We start from the raw sequence: 19,423 nt of genomic DNA on the forward strand, positions 1-19,423 counted from the left end.
TATTTATGTGTTGTGATAGACCTATTTGGGTGGACCTGGGGGCCGCCCCCGGGCGCTTATCTTATAAACCGCTTTAGAACACTGTTTCTCACTCACGACCTCTTCGCGAGCTTTGTGCCGCCGACGGGTCCATTCGTGGTTGGATCTTGCGATGGGGTATCGACTCAACAGGCGAGCGGCGTTCGGTTTGGGGACCGCTGTCGTCGCCGGAAGCGTTCTGACCGGCTCTCCCGCGTTCGCGCAGGAAGCAGACATCGAGGCCAGCCCGGCCACACCGGACCGGGCCAGGCAGAAGGTGAAGCGCGTCTACGACGACGCGGCCGCTGAGGCGGGCGGCATCTGGAACTCCTACATCAGCGTGGCCGACCAGGTGGCCGTCGACGTGGCGTCCGACGAGATCGTCGAGGCGTACAGCGTCAACAAGGTGGCCGTCGCGGTCACCTTGATGGACAAGATCGACCGTGGCCTGCTCACCCTGGACCAGCAGGTCCAGGTGCCGGCGAGCATCGTCGTGCCGGGTGGTGACGGCATCATCATCCTGGACCAGGCGTACCCGAGCGCGTTCACGCTGGGGCACGTCCTGTCGCTGTTCCTCACTGTTTCGGACGATACGTGCGTCCGGCTGGTGGGGCTCGTGGTTCCGGCGGCCGAGATCAACCAGATCCTGGTGACCAAGGGCTTCCCCAAGACCCAGGTCACGCCGGTGGCCAACCCGAACCGCTACTTCCTCGGCCAGACCACTCCGCGCGAGACCCACGACCTGCTGAAGGCGCTGGTCGCGGGCACCTTGCTGAGCCCTGCGTCGACGGAGTACCTGCTGTCCATCCTGCGGTCGCAGGTGGCGTTCACCGACGGTATCCGCCGGGAGATGTCGTCCGCCGATCGGGCGAGGATCGCCACGAAGGCGGGCTGGCTGAACGACGGCCGCAACGAGGCGGGCATCATGTTCGACGCCGCGGGCAAGCCGGTGCTGATCTACTCGATGTTCGCGCACGGCCAGGCGAACCCGGAGGACTTCGGGGCCACGCACCCGGTCCGGCAGGCGAGCGCGAAGATGGGGCCGAAGTTCCTGCGCGCGGTCGACAAGATCGCGGGCGCCGGAGCCAGGACCTTCCGGGCACCGGCCTACCAGCAGTACAACGGCGGCTGAGCGCAGCTACCTCGTGAGTGAGAAACAGGGCTAGAACACTGTTTCTCACTCACGAGGTCTTGGCGAGCTCCGGAACCCGGTCGACCCAGGTGCCGTGCGGTTCCAGGGTGACCTCGCGGACGTCGTCCTCGCGGCGGTCCAGCCGCACCACCAAATAGTCCTCGGACAGCCGCTCCGCCGACCCCTCGCCCCACTCGACCACGATCGCCGAGCGCTCGAGGTCCGTGTCCAGGTCCAGGTCGTCCAGCTGGGACAGGTCACCGCCGAGGCGGTACGCGTCCACGTGCACCAGCGGGACCCCCGCCTCGCCCGCCGGGTGGACGCGGGCCAGGACGAACGTCGGGGAGCTGACGCGGCCGCCGACGCCGAGGCCGTCCGCGATGCCGCGCGTCAGCGTCGTCTTGCCCGCGCCGAGGGGACCCGCGAGCAGCACGAGGTCGCCCGCGCGCAGCGAACGGCCGAGGGACCGCCCGAACTCCATCGTGTCTTCGGGCTTCGGGTACAGATGCGTCAACGCTGCCACCACCAGTTTCGCCGGGCTGAAGTCATGCCGTCCACACCGGAACAGCGTTGCAGGAGATCGATCAGGTGGCTGGTCACCAGCTCGGGCTGTTCGAGCAGCACCATGTGCCCGGCGCCGCGCACGCGCACCAGCTCCGCGTCGGGCAGCTCGGACGCGATCCGCTCGGCGTGCGAGAACGGCGTGAACCGGTCCGAATCACCGCCGATGACCAGCACTTCCGCGTGCTTCAGCCCGGCCAGCGCCGCGTACCGGTTGTGGCTGCCGAGCGTGTCGACGAAGTTGACGAGCCCGCGGACCGGCGTCACCTCGAGCATTTCGAGCATGAAGTCGACGAGCCTCGGCGCGACGTCGCGGCTGCCGAAAGCCAAGCGCCGCACGGCTTGGCGCGTCAGCTGCCCGCCCGCGGCGCGGACGAACTCCACCAGGCCCGGCTGCCAGCCGGCGAGACCGCCGGCGGCCCGCGTCAGCGGGTTGTACTTCGAGAGCAGCGAACGCGGCAACCCGCGTGCACCCACTTCGCCCGCCGCGGTCGCGATGAACGCGACGCCTTCGACACGCTCTTCGAACAAGGAAGGGAACTCGGCGGCCAGCTCCATGATCACCATGCCGCCCATCGAGTGCCCCATCAGCACGAGGGGCCCGTCCGGCACCACGGACCGCAGCACGACGTCGAGGTCGCGCGCCAGCTGCTCGATCGTCGAGTTCTCCGCCGAAGCCGCGCCGGACAGGCCGTGGCCGCGGTGGTCGTAGTACACCTGACGCACGCGCGGCAGCCGAAGCGACTCGAGGTCGCGACGCTGGAAGTGCCAGCAGCGCCGCGAAAGCGCGAAGCCGTGTACCCCCACGACAGTCAGTTCGGGTTTGCCGCCGTCCCCCGGGTCGATCTCCTCGACCGAAAGCGGCGTGCCGTCGTCGGCCGCGACCGTGTAGACGCGGTCGGGCTTCAGCTCCCCCAGCGGCTCGTCCACGTACGGATCCTCACTGTGCCGCCGCTGCTGCGCGGCGACGATTGCGGCGGCGGCCGTCCCGGTGGCGATGGCCCCGACCCCGCCGGCGATGGCCAGCAGTCGACGTGAAGGTGTCACGAGCGCTCTCCCAGATACCGGCGCCGCACCCGCGGGCGGTACATCGAGGTGACGACCTCGTAGTCGATGGTGCCCAGCTTGTCGGCCCATTCCCGGGCCGTCGGCTCGCCGTTCCCCCCGGTGCCGAACAGGACGACGTCGTCGCCGACGGACGGCTCGAAGTCACCGCAGTCGACGACGAGCTGGTCCATGCAGACCCGCCCGGCCACCGGCCGCCGCTGCCCGCCGAGCCAGACGTCCATCCGCCCGGACAGCGACCGCGGGACGCCGTCGGCGTACCCGGCCGGCACCAGCGCCAGGTTCGTGTCGCGCGAAGCCGTCCAGGTGTGGCCGTAGGACACCGATTCGCTGGCTTCGATGCGCTTGACCAGCGCGACCGTGGACCGGAACGTCATGGCCGGGCGCAGGTCTTCGGCCTGCGGCACCGGATTCAGCCCGTACATCGCGATGCCCGGGCGGACGACGTCGAAGTGCAGGTCCGGCCGGGTGAGCAGGGCCGCGGAGTTCGCCAGGTGCCGCTTCGGGTCGAGCCCGGCGGCGCGGGCGGCGTCGTAGGCCTCGGCGAACCGCTTCGCCTGGAGGTCGGTCGCCGGGTGGTCCGGCTCGTCCGCGCACGCGAGGTGGGACCAGATCGCGACGACTTCGACCCGCGGTTCGGCGGCCGCCGCTTCGACCAGCTCGGCCCACTGGGCGGGCGGGCAGCCGTTGCGCGAGAGCCCGGTGTCGATTTTGAGGTGCACACGAGCCCGGGTACCCACCGGCGTGGCGGCCGCGATGCGGCGTAGCTCACCCACGGAACTGGCCGCGAGGTCGACGCCGGCCTCGATGCCCGGCGCGAAGTCGACGTCCGGGGTGTCCAGCCAGCTGAACAGCCGGGTCGTGATCCCGGCTTCGCGCAGGGCCAGGGCCTCGCCGAGCGAGCACGTGCCGAGCCAGCCCGCGCCGGCCTCGACCGCGGCGCGCGCCACCGGCAGCGCGCCGTGGCCGTAGGCATCGGCCTTCACCACCGCCATCACCTCGGAGCCGGGCGCGCGGGCGCCCAGCAGGGTGAGGTTGTGGCGGATCGCGTCGAGGTCGATGTCGACCTGGGCCCTGGGGAAACTGGAGGTCATAGCGCCCTCCAGTTTCCCATGACCCGAGGTCAGGGCAGGCGCAGCCCGGACGTGGCGGAGAACACGTGCAGCTCGTCGGGGCGGATCCGCAGGTTGAGCGTGTCGCCCATGGCGGGCGGCGTGCGCGGGTCGACCCGGGCGACGACGTTCGACTTGTTGTCGGCCGCGTCGGTCTCGGCGAGCTTGCCGTAGACGTAGGCGTCCGAGCCGAGCTCCTCGACCAGCTCCACCTTGATCGGCAGGGTGCCTTCACCGGTGGCGACCTCGAGGGCCTCCGGCCGGAAGCCGAGGGTCACGGTGTCGCCGTCGGCCGCCGCGATGGTCTCGCGGGTCAGCGGCACGCGCGCGCCACCGACCTCGGCGCCGTCCGCCGTCAGCTTCGCGGTGACGAGGTTCATCGCCGGCGAGCCGATGAACCCGGCGACGAAAGCGTTTGCGGGCCGGTCGTACAGCGCGCGCGGGGTGTCGCACTGCATGAGCAGGCCGTCCGAGAGCACCGCGACGCGGTCACCCATCGTCATGGCCTCGACCTGGTCGTGCGTGACGTAGACGGTGGTGACGCCGAGGCGGCGCTGGAGCGCGGCGATCTGCGTACGCGTCGAGACACGCAGCTTCGCGTCGAGGTTCGACAGCGGCTCGTCCATCAGGAAGACCTGCGGCTCGCGGACGATCGCGCGGCCCATCGCGACGCGCTGGCGCTGACCACCGGAGAGCGCCTTCGGCTTGCGGTCGAGGTAGTCGACGATGTCGAGCAGCTTCGCGGCCTCGAGGACCTTCTGCTTGATCTCGGACGCGGGACGCCCGGCGATCTTCAGCGCGAAGCCCATGTTCTGCGCGACCGTCATGTGCGGGTACAGCGCGTAGTTCTGGAACACCATCGCGATGTCACGCGAGCGCGGCGGCAGCTGCGTGACGTCGCGGTCGCCGATCCAGACGGCGCCGTCGTCGATGTCCTCGAGGCCGGCGAGCATGCGCAGGCTGGTCGACTTGCCGCAGCCGGACGGGCCGACCAGCACCAGGAACTCGCCGTCGGCGATCTCCAGGTCCAGCGCGTCGACCGCGGGGCGCTCCGAACCGGCGTAGCGCCGGGTCGCCTTGTCGTAGGTGATGGAAGCCATCGGTCAGTCCTCTCCGAGATTCCGCCGGACCCCGTACGCCGCTTCGCGGGCTTCGAGGTGGCGCTGCTGGATCCGGTGGCCCTCGGCGCGCTGCGCCTCGGTCGGCTCGTCCAGCTCGAGCCGGGCTTTCGTGTTTTCCTGCCAGGACGGGGGTTCCGCACTGGAAGTCAGGGCCCAGGCCGCCTGCCGCGCCGCGCCGATGGCGACGTACTCGGCGACGTCGGGCAGCTGCACGGGCACGCCGAACACCAGCGGCGCGACCGCGCGGACGGCGGCCGACTGCGCGCCCCCGCCGATCAGCAGCACGCGGCCGACGTCGAGGCCGTGCGCGCGCACCGCGTCGAGGCCGGCGGCGAGGCCGCAGAGCATGCCTTCGACGGCGCTGCGCGCGAGGTTCTCCGGGGTCATGTTCACCCTGGTCAGACCGGTCAACGAGCCGGTGGCCCCGGGCAGGTTCGGGGTGCGCTCGCCGTCGAGGTAGGGCAGGAAGGTCAGGCCGCCGGCGCCGGGCTCGGCCCGCAGCGCCAGCCGGTCGAACTCGCTCAGCGTCGCGCCGAGCATGGCCGCCGTCGCGGTGAGGACGCGCGCGGCGTTGAGCGTGCAGGCGAGCGGCAGGAACCGGCCGGTGGCGTCGGCGAACCCGGCCACCTCGCCGGACGCGTCGGCCGCGCCGGTTTCGGCGACGCCGAACACGGTCCCGCTGGTGCCCAGCGAGACGACGACGTCGCCCGGCTGCAGCTCGAGCGCGAGGGCGGCGGCCATGTTGTCGCCCGTGCCCGCGGAGACGAGCACTCCGTCCGGGGTGTGGCCGGCGGTGTCGGCCGGGCCGAGGACGGTGGGCAGCTCCGGCGTCCGGCCGCCGAAGGCGTGGGCCAGGACGTCGAGGCGGTAGGCGTTGTCGGACGGCGAGAAGTACCCGGTGCCGGACGCGTCGCCGCGGTCGGTGACCGGGGCGCCGCCGGTGAGCTTCCAGGTCAGCCAGTCGTGCGGGAGCAGCACGCGGGCGACGCGGTCGGCGAGCTTCGGCTCGTGGTCGGCCAGCCAGCGCAGCTTCGTGACGGTGAAGCTGGCGACCGGCACCGAGCCGACCGACTTCGCCCAGACCGAGGGCCCGCCGAGCTCGTCGATGAGGTCGAGCGCCGACTGCGCGGAGCGGGTGTCGTTCCACAGCAGCGCGGGGCGGACGACCTCGTCGTCCTCGTCGAGGGTGACCATGCCGTGCTGCTGACCGCCGACGCCGATGGCCTTGACGTCGTCGAGCAGGCCCTTCGTGGCCTCACCGAAGGCGTCCCACCAGGCGGCGGGGTCGACCTCGGTGCCCTCGGGGTGCGGCGCGCGGCCGGTGCGGACGATCTCACCGGTTTCGGCGTCGCACACGACGACCTTGGTCGACTGCGTGGACGAGTCGATGCCGGCGACCAGCTCAGCTGTCATAGGGCTGCCCCTCTGCGACGTGTTCGACGATCTCGATCGCGGTACCGGCGTTGAGCGCGGCCTCGATCTCCTCGGTCGGCGTGGTTTCGCCGGTGATCAGCAGGTCGTAGTCGCCGACGTCGCCGTGCCCGTAGGTGGCGGTGCGGCCGAACTTCGAGTGATCGACGACGAGGACCGTCCGGTTCGCGACCCGCAGCGCCGCCTTCTTCAGCTCGGCGTAGTCGCGGTCGGGGTGGAAGAGCCGCCCGACGGCGACGGCGGTGACCGAGACGAACGAGACGTCGGCGCGGAGCGAGTCGAGCAGGTTCAGGACCTCGGGGCCGGAGCAGGAGTCGTACTCGGGCGAGTACCGGCCGCCCGCCAGTACGACGTCGACCTTCGAGCCGAGCAGCCGGGCGGCGTGCAGCGAGTTCGTGACGACGGTGAGGGCGTCGATCTCGGCGAGGCGCTTGACCAGCGGGAGGAGCGTGGTGGAGTCGTCGACGAAGACGGTCTGGCCGGGCTGGACGTGGTTCGCGGCCGCTTCGCCGAGGGCCTCTTTCTCGCCGTGGTGAAGGGTGTCGCGGAAGCGGGCGGCGGTCTCGATGGTGAGGGCCGGGTAGGCCTCGACCTTGCCGCGCAGCTTGCGCAGGAGCCGGCGCTCGGCGAGGTCGTCGAGGTCGCGGTGCATGGTCATCAGGCTGACCCGGAACCTCGTCGTCAGGTCGTCGATGCGGGCCTCGCCCTGCTCGATGACGTGGTCGAGGATGTCCTGCCGCCGCTGTTCGACGACGGCATCGGACGGCCGGGTCTTCCGGTCTCCAGGTGCTGTGCCGCCGCTCACACGGCATTCTTACCAGATTTATCGCCCGGAGTTAACGGAGAACTCGATAAGTCTTCTCAGGATGTCAGCGAGCGGATCGCGCGGATCGCCTCGGGGATCGCGTGGACCAGGCCGGACGCCGAGGTCGGGGCGTTCTGGGCCGCGATCGCGCCCGCCAGCGAATGCACGTGAGCCGCCGCCGCAGCCGCCAGCCAGGGGTCCAGGCCCGCCGCCAGCAGCGCGCCCACCAGGCCGGACAGGACGTCGCCCGAGCCCGCCGTCGCCAGCCAGGCGCCACGCGGCTTGTTCACCGCGACCCGGCCGTCCGGAGCCGCGATCACCGTGACGTGGCCCTTCAGCAGCACGACCGCGTCGTACTTCTTCGCCGCTTCGCGTGCTGCCGCCACCCGGTCCGCGCCGGGCTTCCGGCCCATCAGGCGCTCGTACTCGCCCGCGTGCGGGGTCAGCACCAGCGGCGTGTCCGGGTCGCGCGCGTCCAGGACCTCCGGGGACTTCGCGATGATCGTCGTCGCGTCGGCGTCCGCGCAGACCGGGACGCCCTGGCCGAGCACGTGCCGCAGCACTTCGCGCCCCTCGGAGCCGGTGCCGATGCCCGGCCCGACCGCCCATGCCTGGACGCGCCCGGCGTCCGCGACCGTGCCCGTCGCGATGATCTCCGGCCACTGCGACCGGACGACGTCGGCCGCGTGGCCCGCGTAGCGCACCAGGCCCGCCGTCGCGCGCACCGCCGAACCGGCCGCCAGCACCGCCGCGCCCGGGTAGGTCGCCGAGCCCGCCGCGATCCCGACCACGCCCTGGCTGTACTTGTCGTCTTCGGGCCCGGGCACCGGCCAGGCCGCGGCGACGTCCACGATGTCGAGCCGCCGCAGGTCGGGGTCGGCCAGCTCGAGGCCGATGTCGACCAGCACGACCTCGCCGCAGTGGGTGGGCGCCAGCGCGTGCACCGGCTTGAGCGCGCCGAACGTCACCGTGCGGGCCGCCTTCACCGCCGGGCCGTCGACGGCGCCGGTGTCCGGGTCGACGCCGCTGGGCAGGTCGACGGCGACGATCGGCGCCTCGACCAGCTCGACGAGCCGGGCCGCGTCCGGCCGCAGACCGCCCTTGCCGGAGATCCCGATGATGCCGTCGACCACGACGTCGGCCTTTGCGATCCACTGTGGACCGTCCTCGGGGGACACGATCCGGCCGCCGGCCCGCTTCAGTGCCTCGAGACCGGCGGGGTGCGCCTTCTCGGGCTTGAGCAGGACCGCCGTGACGGCGACCCCGCGTCGGCGCAGGAAAGCCCCGGCCCAGAGCGCGTCGCCGCCGTTGTCGCCCGAGCCGACCAGCAGCACGACCCGGCGGCCGGAGACCGCACCGGTGTGGTCTTCGAGGAAGTCCGCCAGCTGCACCGAGAGCCCGAAGGACGCTCGCCGCATCAGCTCGCCTTCGGGCGTCACGGCGAACGCCCGCCCCTCCGCCTCGCGAATCCGTTCCGTGGTCCAGATTCCCTGCACGGCGAAGGCCTCCCGCTACTCGACAGTCACGGACTTCGCCAGGTTACGCGGCTTGTCGACGTCGTACCCGCGGGCGCGGGCGATCTCCGCGGCCAGCACCTGCAGCGGCACCGTGGACACCAGCGGCTGCAGCAGCGTCGGTACCGCGGGGACCTCGATGAGCTCGTCCGCGAACGGCCGGACGGTCTCGTCGCCCTCTTCGGCGATCACGATCGTGCGGGCGCCGCGCGCCTGGATCTCGCTGATGTTCGACACCAGCTTCGAGTGCAGCACCGCGCGGCCCTTGGGCGACGGCATCACGACGACGACCGGCAGGCCTTCTTCGATCAGCGCGATCGGGCCGTGCTTCAGTTCGCCGGCCGCGAAGCCCTCGGCGTGCATGTACGCGAGTTCCTTGAGCTTGAGCGCGCCTTCGAGGGCGACCGGGAACCCGACGTGGCGGCCGAGGAACAGGATCGCCTTCGAGTCGGCGATCCGGCGGCCGAGGTCGCGCACCTGGTCCACAGTGGACAGCACCTTCTGGACGGCCGCGGGCATGGCCTCCAGCTCGGCGAACTCGCGCGCGACCTCGTCCGGGTACTTCGTGCCGCGGGCCTGCGCCAGCGCCAGGCCGACCAGGTAGTTCGCCGCGATCTGGGCGAGGAACGCCTTGGTCGAGGCGACGCCGATCTCGGGGCCGGCGTGGGTGTAGAGGACGGCGTCGGACTCCCGCGGGATCTGCGCGCCGTTGGTGTTGCAGACGGCCAGGACGCGCGCCTTCTGCTCGCGCGCGTGCCGGACGGCTTCGAGCGTGTCCGCCGTCTCGCCGGACTGGGAGACGGCGACGACCAGCGTGTCCCGGTCGAGGACCGGGTCGCGGTAGCGGAACTCCGAGGCCAGCTCGACCTCGACCGGCAGCCGCGTCCAGTGCTCGATGGCGTACTTCGCGACCAGGCCGGAGTGGTAGGCCGACCCGCAGGCGACGACGAAGACCTTGTCGACGTCGCGCAGGTCCTGGTCGGAGATGCGCTGCTCGTCGAGGATGATCCGGCCGGACTCGAAGTGCCCGCGCAGCGTGTTGGCCAGCGCCTCCGGCTGCTCCTCGATCTCCTTGAGCATGAAGTACTCGTGGCCGCCCTTTTCGGCGGCGGAGAGGTCCCAGTCGACGGTGAACGGCTTGGCCTGGGCGGCGTCGCCGTGGAAGTCGGTGACCTCGTAGCCCTCGCGGGTGATGACGACGAGCTGGTCCTGGCCCAGCTCGACGGCCTCGCGGGTGTGCTCGATGAACGCGGCGACGTCGGAGGCGACGAAGTGCTCGCCCTCCCCGACCCCGACGACCAGCGGCGAAGACCGGCGCGCGGCGACGATGGTGTCCGGCTGGTCGGCGTGCGTCACGACGAGGGTGAAGGCGCCCTCGAGCCGTCGGCAGACGGCGGCGACGCTCGCGGCCAGGTCACCCTTGGTGTCGCCTTCGGTGTAGGCGCGGGCGACGAGGTGCGCGGCGGTCTCGCTGTCGGTGTCGCTGGCCATCTCGACGCCGTCGGCTTCCAGCTCGGCACGGAGGGTGGCGAAGTTTTCGATGATGCCGTTGTGCACGACGGCGACGCGCTGCGAGGCGTCGCGGTGCGGGTGCGAGTTCCGGTCGATCGGCGCGCCGTGGGTGGCCCAGCGGGTGTGGCCCATGCCGGCGGTGCCCGTGATGCTCTCCCGGCCGACCTTGTCGAGCTCGGCTTCCAGGTTGGCGAGCCGGCCGGCCTTGCGCTCGACGGTCAGCTCCCCGCCGTCCAGCACGGCGATCCCGGCCGAGTCGTAACCGCGGTACTCCATGCGACGGAGCCCGCCGAGGACGACGTCCAGAGCCGGGCGGTGCCCGACATATCCCACGATTCCACACACGAGCACCAGCCTAACGAGGGATGTTCGGCGGGTTGACTGGGTCTGGAAAGTGGGTTTCACCTGCGTAAATGTGAGTCTATGTGGTCCGGACCAATGCTTTGTCACTCACACGTGGGGCCACTCGGTGACCCGCCACCCCGAAGCCTGATTGTGACTACGGACGGGAGTACCGCGTCAAGGCGGGAAAGATGCCTTGACCCGGTACTCCCGTCCGTGTTCTGGCTTCGGATCGGGGTTGCGGGGAGGTCTGGGTGCCTGGGTTCGGTGCCTGTGCTGCTCCTGGGGGCCGGGTCCTTCCGGTACGCCGGCTGATCGTGGGTGCGGCGGGCGCGCCGTGCTGGTGGTCGGGCGCTAGGGTTCCGGGCATGGCCAGCAAGCCCAAGCAGCTGCTCGCGGAGTTGACGCACCCGGGTCCGCACGAGGTCCTTCGCGGCAACCTTGCCCTGGTCGGGCTGCCCGGCGTCGTCTACACACCACGTGCCGGGCTCGGGTTGCCCGCTCTTGCCTTCGGGCACGGGTGGCTGCAGCCGCCCGATCGGTACCGGCAGCTGCTGCACCACCTCGCCAGCTGGGGCATCGTCGCCGCCGCGCCCGCTACCCAGCGGGGTCCGCTGCCGTCGCACCGGTTGCTCGCCGCCGATCTGATGACCACCCTCGACGTCGTCACGACCGTGCGGCTCGGGCCGGATGGCATCAGCGTCGACCCGGCCAAGCTCGGCCTCGCCGGGCACTCCACCGGGGGCGGCTCCGCCGTCCTCGCCGCGGCTCAGGACGCGCAGTCCGAGCACCCGCGGATCAAGGCCGTCGCGACCATCACCGCCGCCCAGACGCTGCCGCCGGCCACCGAGTCGGCGAAGGCCATCACCGTCCCCGGCCTGCACCTCGCCGCCGAAGAAGACCTCGTCGCCCCGAAGGTCGGGCACGCCGAGGCCATCACGAACGCCTGGGGCGGCGAAGACGTCCAGCTGCGCACCCTCGGCAAGTCGACCCACCTGGGCGTCACCGAGGGACGGCACTGGTCGCAGCTGATCATGCACGGCAAGCCGCACCGCAAGACGCAGCAGCTCACGCGTGCCCTGTTCACGGCGTTCTTCCTGACGCACCTCACCGGCACGGACAAGTACCGGGCGCTGCTGGAGGCCGACGTCAAGCGCGCCCCCATCGAGCGCGAAGAAGAACCCGCGCACTGACGCGGAAAGGGCCCGGCCGGAGCCGGGCCCTTCCGAAGAAACTCAGACCAGCCAGCTCGTGCTGGAGAAGTCGTCCTCGTCCTCGATCTGACGTGCGTGCCGCCCCCGCTTCGACGGCTCCGGGGCCGGTTCCGGCACCGGCTCGGGCCGGGCCGCCGCCGCCGCGGGCAGCGGGGTGCCGTAGCTCGGCGTCGGGTACGGCGTGCGGCCGGTGTCCGCTTCCTCGTCCTCGACGCCGAACTCCATCAGGGACTCGCGGCCCTTGTCGGCCAGCGTCTTCTCCGTCGCCCAGCCGCCCGCGCTCTCCTTGCGCTTGGTGAGCTCGTCCATGTGCTCGGCGTACTTCTGCGCGGCGGCGAGCTCGTTCTTCAGCCCTTCGCGGGCCTGCTTCTCGGCCTCCGCGACCCGGCGTTCGCGCAGCCCCCGCTGCTCGTCCTGCTCGCGCGCCGCGGCGTCCATCGTCGAGATCGCCGCGCGATACCGCTCTTCGGCGCTGCTCATCGCCCCTCCTCGCCCCTGGTCACCGGTCGTACCGGATCGAACGGTCACCCTCGTCGTCCAGCGAGCCGCTGATCCGGCCCTTGGCCCCGCTCGTCTCGAAGACGCCGCCCTCGATGCGGTACTGGCTGGGCCCGCGCTGCTGGTCGCCGCCGCCACCGCCACCCGGGGCGCCGCCCATCCCGCCCATCATGCCCATGCCACCCATGCCGCTCATCCCGCCGGACGAGCCCGCGGCGGCGGCCTGGTGGCCGCCCGGGTCGACCGGGGTCGCGCCGAGACCGCCACCGTCGGACATCGGCATCGACGCGTCGCTGCCCGTCTGCGCACCGGGATCCAGCGACACGGCACCGGCGAAGTCCGCCGACCCGCCGCCCGTGACGGCGGACCCGAAGTCGCTCGCCCCGGCCGTGGTCGTCGAGTCGCCGCCACCACCGCCGGCCACGCCGGAGTCACCGCCGGCACCCGCGTCGGCCACGGCCACCGCCGGCTCCGCGCCGACACCGCTGCCGCCGCCGAAGTCGCCGGAGAAGTCCTGGCCGCCCGGGGTGGTGAAGCCGCCCCCGCCCGCGCCGGCCGCCGCACCCTGCGTGAACGCCGGGTCGGGGTTGGGCGGCGACGGGTCCTTCGTCAGCGGCGGCTCGGCGTCCGCGTCGTGCCGGATCGCGGACCCGGTGCCGTCGGTCGCCGACGCCGGGCCGGTCTTGAGGTCGCTCGCCTTGGGGTCGTCCTTCTCGTCGAGCGTGTACGTCGTCGGCTCGCCCTTGCCGTCGTCGACGGTCACGATCGTCGGGCCGTCCGGGCCCTCCGGCCGCTCGGCCGTGATCTCGAGGTTGCCGTCCTTGATGTGGATCTTGCCGTCGGGACCCGGCTTGTAGCTGCCGTCGGCCGAGGGCTGCCCGTCCTTGACGGCCTGCTGCGAGCCCTGCGGACCGAAGCTGCCGTCGGCGGCCTTGGCGCCGTCCTTGCCGTCCTTGCCCGCTTCGGCCTTGTCGTCGTCACCCCAGTCGAGGTGGTAGTCCTTCTTGTTGCCGTGGCCGTCGTCCACGGAGATGTCCTGCTTGCCCTGCTTGTCGGGCTCGGACATCTCGATCGTGTTGTCGCCCTTCTTGACCGACACCGTGTCGGTGTCGTCGGTGTTCTTGATGGCTTCACCGGTCGTCGGGTCGATCGGGTACGGCTTGCCGGTGTCCGGGTCCATCTCGAGGGGCTTCCCGGTGATCGGGTTCTTGCCGTCCTCGGGCTTCGCCGGGTCCGCGGCCGCGGGCGGTTCGGCCGCCGACGGCGTCGTGCCGCCCCCGCCGGTACCGCCGCCCGTGCCACCCCCGGTGCCACCGCCCGTGCCGCCGCCGGTCCCGCCGCCGTTGTCGTTCTTGCCGGGGCCGCCGGTGTTCTCCTTGCCCTTGTCCGTGCCGCCGGTGTCCGTGCCCTTGGCCTCGGTGAGCTGGTTGCGGTAGCCGTCCATGTACCGCTCGAGCGCGCCGAACTGCTGGTCGATCGTGTCCTTGGCGGACTTGCAGGAGCCGTTGAAGGCGTTGATCAGGCCCTGGTACTCGGTCGCGAACGCGCCGTCGCGCCAGTAGCGGCAGACGTTGCGGCCGTACTCCTTGTTCTCGTCGTTGAAGCCGCAGTCGTCGTTCTGCAGCCGCTCGGCGAGGTTCGTCTGGTTGCCGTTCTTCGCGTTGACGGCGTCGACCCAGCCGGCGACCTTCATGAAGTCGTCGAACTCCTCGGTCTCGCCGTTGGCGATCTTGAGGACGTCCTTCGCCATGTTGATGTCGGCCTGCGCGACCGTCGTGCGGTGCAGCTGCAGGACCTCGTCGACCTTCTTCTTGACGGCGTCGTAGACGTGCGTCACGGTCTGCGGGATCAGCTTCGCGGCGCCGTCGATCTGCTGCGAGAGCTCCTTGGCGTGCGGCTTGATCGTCTCGTCGTACTTGATCTCCGCCGCGTTCGCGCCCTTGCCCTTCCACTCCCCGAAGAGGGTCTGGAGCTCGGTGTCGCTCTTGCTCAGCGTGTCTTCGACGACCTTGTGCGCCTTGGCGAGGTCGTCGGCCTCGGTGAGGAACTTCTGGAACTGGATCCCGCGGTTCTCGTGGAACTTGTCCTTGAGGTCCTTCTGCGAGTCGATGTGGCCGGACCCGCCCTTGATCTTGTTCCAGATCTCGTCGGTCCACAGGACGAGGAAGTCGACCGTGATGTTGCCCTGGTCGAGCATTTCGTCGGAGGTCTTCGCGCCGGCCCCCAGCGTCGGCGCCGCGATTCCGTCGAGGTTCTTCTTCGCCGTGTTCTTGCGGTCGGTCTGGGCCTGTTGTTCCTTGCCCTTCGCCGCCCCGTCCTGCTGGGCTTCCTTGAGCGCGTTGTCGACGTCGTCGTCGGATCCGGACGGCGCGAGCGGGGTCGTCAGCCAGTTCCGGTCGGAATACCCGTCGATGTATTCCTTGGCGTACTTCTCTTCTTCGTCGTTGAAGTTCCAGGTCGCCTTGTCGTACGCCTCCATGAGTGCGGACTTCTTGTCCATGGAGACGTTCGGGTCGTCGAGGACCTTCTTGATTTCCGCCCAGTCCGCCATTACTTGCTCCCCGCCGCGTTCGCCTGTGCGCCGGCGTTCGACTCCTGCGCGGTGTACTTGGAGCCGGCGGTCCCGATCCCGCTGCCGAGGTTCATCAGCGCGTTCGACAGCCCGGTCATGCCCGCGCCGATCTCGTCGATCCCGGATTTGTACTTGCCGTAGCCGTCACCGTGGACCCGGCCGAAGTCCGCCTGCGCGATTTCGGTGGGCGCGACCTTCTTGGCCTCGGCGGCCGGGTCGTCCGCGACGTCGTTGAGGCGGATCTGCGCCCGCGTCATCGCCTCGGAACTCGCTTCGTAACCGTTCGGCATGCTCGGCTTTCCCCCTTCGATCCACAGCCCCTGTTTCCGGGTGTCAGGACTGTGACGCACCCGGACGCCGTTCGGTGCCGTCGCGGATGCACACAGAGTCTAGCGTTCGGCCGAGCGGCCGACCTGGGCTTTGCCCAAGTGCACTCACCCGGTCGGGTGCTGCACGGCGATCGCTTCGGAAATGACTTCGGCGACGCCGCGGACGTCCACCAGCCGGTCGAGCTCGTCCAGGTCGACGGAGACGCCGTAGCGCACCTCGACCCGGGCGAGCAGCTGGACGCGCTGCCGGGACGTCATGCCGATGGCGTCGAACGGCGTCGTGTCGGTCAGCCGCTCGAGCGGAAGCTGCAACGCGGTGCAGACGATCTTCCTGATCTCGTCGGTGTACTCGCCCGCGTCAGTCATGGGGCCCATTCTCGCCCCACCAGCGGTCGCGGGCCGCGGCGCGGGACACCTTGCCGCTGGAGGTCCGCGGCACCGCGCCCGGCGGGACCAGCCACAGGGCACGCAGCGGCAGGTCGTGGCCCGCGGAGACGGCCCGCCGCACGGCGGTCTCGACGTCGGCGTCCGGCGCCGCGCAGCCGGCCACGACCGCGACACCCTCGCCGTGGCCGTCCCGCACCGCGAACGCGGCGACGCGCCCGGCCCGGACGCGCGGGTGCGCGGCCTCGACGGTGGCTTCGATGTCCTGCGGGTGGTGGTTGCGGCCGTCGACGATGATCAGGTCCTTGAGCCGCCCGGTGACGTACAGCAGGCCGTCGTGGACGAAGCCGAGGTCGCCGGTGCGGAGCCAGCCGTCTTCGGTGAAGGTGTCCCCGCGGTCCGGATCGCCCCAGTAGCCGTCGGCGACGTTGGGACCGGACACCCAGATCTCTTTGTCGACAATGCGGATCCGCTGGCCGTACGGCCGCCCCACGGACACCAGCTCGCCGCGGCCGAACGCCGTGACCGTCGGGCCTTCGTCGGCCGCGCTCGTGACGAACACCGTCGCCTCGGCCAGGCCGTAGCAGGGCTTGTGCGCCGCGCGCGGCAGCCCGAACGGCGCGAAGGCGCGGTCGAAGGCCTCGACGCTGGCCGCGCGGACCGGCTCGCTGCCGTTGAGGACCGAGTTGACGTGCGAAAGGTCGACGTCTTCCAGCTCTCCGGCGGCCTCCGCGGCCAGGTCGAAGGCGAAGTTCGGCGCGGCGGTGATCGCGCCGGGGTGCTCGGCGAGCAGCCGGATCCAGCGCAGCGGGTCGCGCACGAACTCCATCGGCGTGAAGAACACCGAGTGCGCGCCGAGGAAGACGGGGGTGCCGATGAGCAGCACGAGACCCATGTCGTGGAAGAACGGCACCCAGCCGGCGAGGTGGGTCGACGCGTCGGCGTGGTAGCACTCGGTGGTCTGCCAGCAGGCGGCCACGAGCGCCCGGTGCGAGATCACGGCGCCGGCCGGGCGGCGCGTCGAGCCCGACGTGTACTGCAGGTACGCCGGGTCGGTCATCGCCACCTCGGCGGGCGGCTCGGCGGCGTCGGGCGCGATGTCCTCGACGGCCAGCGCGAAGACCGGCGGGATCTTGTCCAGCAGGTCCTTGGAGGTCAGGCAGGCCGCCGGGGCGGCGTCCGCGAAGGCGGACTCGATCCGGGTGCGGCCGGCCCGGCCGGTCGGGACGGACAGCGGGACGGCGACGCGACCGGCGTAGAGCGTGCCGAGGAAGGCGACGACGTACCCGAGGTCCTGGCGGGCGACGATCGCCACCCGGTCCCCCGGCCGCGTGCGGCGCCGCAGCTCACGCGCGACACCACGGACGCGGTCGAGCACCTCGGGCCAGCTCAGGGTGTGGTCGGCGGGACCGGGGAAGGTGCGGCAGGTGAACGCGGGACGATCGTGGGCGGCGTTGCGGCGCAGGTAGTCCGTGAACGGCGTGGTCAGGACCTCTTCCGGGACATCTGCGGGCGGCACGGCCTCATCCTGCCCTACCGTGGGCAGGCGATGGACGAGTTCGAACGGCACGGGATCGGCGTGGTCTCCGGCCGCGACGCGTGCGCGCACGCCCTGCGTTCCCCCGATCTGACGTCCGATCCGGGCGCCGGCTCGCCGAGCGTCCTGCTGCGCGACGGCGACGGCCACGCGCGGGTGCGCGGGGTGCTGCGGGAGATCATCGCCGGGCTGGACCCGCTCCCGGACGCCGTGATCGCGTCGATCGAGGCCGTCGTGGCCGGCCTGGGAGCGTCGTTCGACCTCGTGCGCGACTTCGCGCGGCCGGTGGCAGGCGCGGTGACGTCGGCGGTGCTCGGCGTCCCGCTCGACGACGTCTTCCTCGACCACCTGGAGAAGACGACGGCGAACCTCGACGTCTTCGCCGGCAGCGACCGGGCGGGGCAGGCGTCGGCGTTCCGGCTCGCGGTGCAGCTGAGCCGGACGCCGGCCGGGCCGGGCGGCCTGACGGCGTTGCGGGAGGCCCACGCGGCCGGGCGGCTCAACGAGGACGAGCTGATGCTCAACCCGGTCGTCCTGGCGCACGCCGCGTACGAGAACTCGCTGAACTTCCTGGCGTGCGCTGGCCTGGAGCTGGCCACTTCCGGCCCGCGGAGCGTGCGTGACCTGGTGACGTCGGTCTGCCCGGCCCGGTACGTCCTGCGCTTCGGCCCGGACGGCCCGATCGCGGTGTCCCTGACCGACGGGCTCCCGTTCGGCCTGGGACGCCACGCGTGCCCGGGGTCAGGAGTCGCGCTCGCCGAGGGCGAGATCGCCCTCGGCGCGTTGGCGAAAGTCCTCGACGGCGGCTGCGAGGTCGGCGAGGTGGTGTGGAAGACCCACTCGGTGTTCCACGGCCTGGCGAAGGCCGTGGTCACCGTGTCAGGAAACCGCTGAGACGACGCCCACCAGGCGGTCGGCCGCGGCCTGCGCGGTCGCCTGGGCCGTGGCCTCCACCATCACGCGGACCAGCTGCTCGGTGCCGGACGGGCGCAGCAGCACCCGGCCCTCTTCGCCCAGCTCGGCCTCGACCTCGGTGACGGCGTCGCGGACCTCGCTCGAGTCCGCCACCGCCGCCTTGTCCGCGACCGGGACGTTCACCAGGACCTGCGGGAGCCGGTTCATCACGGCCGCCAGGTCTTCGAGCGACTTGCCCGTCTCGGCCATGCGGCTCATCAGGCGCAACGCCGTGAGCAGGCCGTCGCCGGTGGTGGCGTGGGCCGGCAGCACGACGTGGCCGGACTGCTCGCCGCCGAGGGCGAAGCCGCTCGCGCGCAGCTCTTCGAGGACGTACCGGTCGCCCACCGCCGTCGTGACGACGGTGATGCCGTGGGCCTTCATCGCCAGGTGCAGGCCGAGGTTGCTCATCACGGTCGCGACCAGCGTGTCCTTGACCAGCTCGCCGGACTCGGCGAAGGCGAGCGCCAGCACCGCCATGATCTGGTCGCCGTCCACCAGCTCGCCGGCGGAGTCGACGGCCACGCAGCGGTCGGCGTCGCCGTCGTGGGCGATGCCCAGGTCGGCGCCGTGCGCGACGACCGCCTCGCGCAGCTTGTCGGGGTGGTTCGAGCCGCAGTGCTCGTTGATGTTGACGCCGTCCGGCTCGGCGAACAGCGCGACGACCTCGGCACCGGCCCGGCGGTAGACCTCGGGCGCGGCGGCCGACGACGCGCCGTTCGCGCAGTCGACGACGACCTTCAGCCCGGCGAGCGAGTGCGGCGTGACGTTCAGCAGGTGGGTGGCGTAGCGGTCGAGCGCGTCGTCGACGTCGTGGACGCGGCCGACGCCGGCGCCGGTCGGGCGGACCTTGCCGTCCGCGAGGCCGGCTTCGATCTCGTCCTCGATGCCGTCGGGGAGCTTGTGCCCGCCCGCGGCGAAGAGCTTGATGCCGTTGTCGGGCATCGGGTTGTGCGACGCGGAGATCATCACGCCGAGGTCGGCCTCGAGCGAGCCGACCAGGTAGGCGACGGCGGGCGTCGGCAGCACGCCGACGCGGAGCACGTCGGCCCCCGCGGAGGTGAGGCCCGCCACGACGGCGGCCTCGAGCATCTCGCCGCTGGCCCGCGGGTCGCGGCCGACGACCGCGACCGGCCGGTGCGAGCGGTCGTGTGCGGCGAGCACGCGGGCGGCGCTGGCCGCCAGGGCCAGCGCCAGCTCCGGCGTCAGCTCCGCGTTGGCCAAGCCACGTACCCCGTCGGTACCGAACAGGCGTGCCATCGATCGACCTCCTCAGTGCGGCTGCGCCAGCGCAACCGACCATCACAACGTAGCGACCCTCC

Annotated in this window: 17 protein-coding genes; 3 read left to right on the forward strand and 14 right to left on the reverse strand. The window is 71.6% G+C overall.

The annotated features are described in order from the left end of the window. Positions 1–151: 151 nt before the first annotated feature. Positions 152–1,150: a serine hydrolase gene (locus ABZ342_RS42215; RefSeq protein ID WP_360485738.1), complete on the forward strand. Its 999-nt coding sequence runs from the start codon at positions 152–154 to the stop codon at positions 1,148–1,150. Between the two features lie 49 nt (positions 1,151–1,199). Here the strand turns inward: ABZ342_RS42215 and tsaE are convergent, their stop codons facing one another. The 8 genes from tsaE to glmS are packed head-to-tail and all read right to left on the reverse strand — an operon-like array spanning position 1,200 to position 10,616. After that, positions 1,200–1,664 (reverse strand): tRNA (adenosine(37)-N6)-threonylcarbamoyltransferase complex ATPase subunit type 1 TsaE, encoded by a 465-nt coding sequence (tsaE, locus tag ABZ342_RS42220; protein WP_360485741.1) that lies wholly within the window; start codon positions 1,662–1,664, stop codon positions 1,200–1,202. Next, positions 1,661–2,758, reverse strand: coding sequence for an alpha/beta hydrolase (locus ABZ342_RS42225; protein WP_196425879.1), 1,098 nt, complete (start codon positions 2,756–2,758; stop codon positions 1,661–1,663). Before ABZ342_RS42225 ends, tsaE begins: the two co-directional genes overlap by 4 nt. Then, positions 2,755–3,870 carry an alanine racemase gene (gene alr, locus ABZ342_RS42230; protein WP_360485744.1) on the reverse strand — a complete coding sequence of 372 codons (1,116 nt, stop codon included), beginning with the start codon at positions 3,868–3,870 and terminating at the stop codon, positions 2,755–2,757. Before alr ends, ABZ342_RS42225 begins: the two co-directional genes overlap by 4 nt. A 29-nt stretch (positions 3,871–3,899) precedes the next feature. Continuing rightward, entirely contained in the window at positions 3,900–4,988 is a 1,089-nt protein-coding gene (ugpC, locus tag ABZ342_RS42235; protein ID WP_360485747.1) for a sn-glycerol-3-phosphate ABC transporter ATP-binding protein UgpC, read from the reverse strand. A gap of 3 nt (positions 4,989–4,991) precedes the next feature. Continuing rightward, positions 4,992–6,422 carry a xylulokinase gene (gene xylB, locus ABZ342_RS42240; RefSeq protein WP_360485750.1) on the reverse strand — a complete coding sequence of 477 codons (1,431 nt, stop codon included), beginning with the start codon at positions 6,420–6,422 and terminating at the stop codon, positions 4,992–4,994. Further along, positions 6,412–7,245 carry a DeoR/GlpR family DNA-binding transcription regulator gene (locus ABZ342_RS42245; RefSeq protein ID WP_155548907.1) on the reverse strand — a complete coding sequence of 278 codons (834 nt, stop codon included), beginning with the start codon at positions 7,243–7,245 and terminating at the stop codon, positions 6,412–6,414. The genes xylB and ABZ342_RS42245 overlap by 11 nt, the downstream gene beginning before the upstream one ends. 56 nt (positions 7,246–7,301) lie before the next feature. Next, on the reverse strand, positions 7,302–8,741 hold the full coding sequence (locus ABZ342_RS42250; RefSeq protein WP_360485753.1) for an NAD(P)H-hydrate dehydratase: 1,440 nt from the start codon (positions 8,739–8,741) through the stop codon (positions 7,302–7,304). A 15-nt stretch (positions 8,742–8,756) separates the two neighbouring features. Further along, positions 8,757–10,616 carry a glutamine--fructose-6-phosphate transaminase (isomerizing) gene (gene glmS, locus ABZ342_RS42255; protein WP_360485756.1) on the reverse strand — a complete coding sequence of 620 codons (1,860 nt, stop codon included), beginning with the start codon at positions 10,614–10,616 and terminating at the stop codon, positions 8,757–8,759. 365 nt (positions 10,617–10,981) lie between these two features. Here glmS and ABZ342_RS42260 point away from each other — a divergent pair, with 365 nt between their 5' ends. Beyond that, positions 10,982–11,806: an alpha/beta hydrolase gene (locus tag ABZ342_RS42260; protein ID WP_360485758.1), complete on the forward strand. Its 825-nt coding sequence runs from the start codon at positions 10,982–10,984 to the stop codon at positions 11,804–11,806. 42 nt (positions 11,807–11,848) lie between these two features. Here ABZ342_RS42260 and ABZ342_RS42265 read toward each other — a convergent pair whose 3' ends face one another. The 5 genes from ABZ342_RS42265 to ABZ342_RS42285 all read right to left on the reverse strand — a co-directional run bounded on the left by ABZ342_RS42265 (position 11,849) and on the right by ABZ342_RS42285 (position 17,129). After that, complete coding sequence (locus ABZ342_RS42265; RefSeq protein ID WP_360485761.1) at positions 11,849–12,307, reverse strand: hypothetical protein; 459 nt, start codon at positions 12,305–12,307, stop codon at positions 11,849–11,851. A 19-nt stretch (positions 12,308–12,326) separates the two neighbouring features. Then, a complete protein-coding gene (locus ABZ342_RS42270; protein ID WP_360485764.1) occupies positions 12,327–14,876 on the reverse strand; it encodes a WXG100 family type VII secretion target in 2,550 nt (849 codons plus the stop codon). Continuing rightward, positions 14,876–15,187 carry a hypothetical protein gene (locus ABZ342_RS42275; RefSeq protein ID WP_230863081.1) on the reverse strand — a complete coding sequence of 104 codons (312 nt, stop codon included), beginning with the start codon at positions 15,185–15,187 and terminating at the stop codon, positions 14,876–14,878. The genes ABZ342_RS42270 and ABZ342_RS42275 overlap by 1 nt, the downstream gene beginning before the upstream one ends. A 144-nt stretch (positions 15,188–15,331) precedes the next feature. Continuing rightward, the gene (locus ABZ342_RS42280; protein WP_360485767.1) at positions 15,332–15,592 is read right to left on the reverse strand and encodes an acyl carrier protein; all 261 of its coding nucleotides are present in this window, start codon (positions 15,590–15,592) and stop codon (positions 15,332–15,334) included. Then, positions 15,585–17,129 (reverse strand): fatty acyl-AMP ligase, encoded by a 1,545-nt coding sequence (locus ABZ342_RS42285; protein ID WP_360485770.1) that lies wholly within the window; start codon positions 17,127–17,129, stop codon positions 15,585–15,587. Before ABZ342_RS42285 ends, ABZ342_RS42280 begins: the two co-directional genes overlap by 8 nt. A 30-nt stretch (positions 17,130–17,159) precedes the next feature. On the opposite strand from ABZ342_RS42285, the gene ABZ342_RS42290 reads away from it, so the two are divergent. Further along, entirely contained in the window at positions 17,160–18,041 is an 882-nt protein-coding gene (locus ABZ342_RS42290; protein WP_360485773.1) for a cytochrome P450, read from the forward strand. Here the strand turns inward: ABZ342_RS42290 and glmM are convergent. Continuing rightward, positions 18,027–19,361 carry a phosphoglucosamine mutase gene (gene glmM / locus ABZ342_RS42295; protein ID WP_360485776.1) on the reverse strand — a complete coding sequence of 445 codons (1,335 nt, stop codon included), beginning with the start codon at positions 19,359–19,361 and terminating at the stop codon, positions 18,027–18,029. The genes ABZ342_RS42290 and glmM overlap by 15 nt on opposite strands. Positions 19,362–19,423: the final 62 nt, after the last annotated feature.

Source organism: Amycolatopsis sp. NPDC005961 (genome assembly GCF_040629235.1).
Lineage (GTDB): Bacteria > Actinomycetota > Actinomycetes > Mycobacteriales > Pseudonocardiaceae > Amycolatopsis > Amycolatopsis camponoti.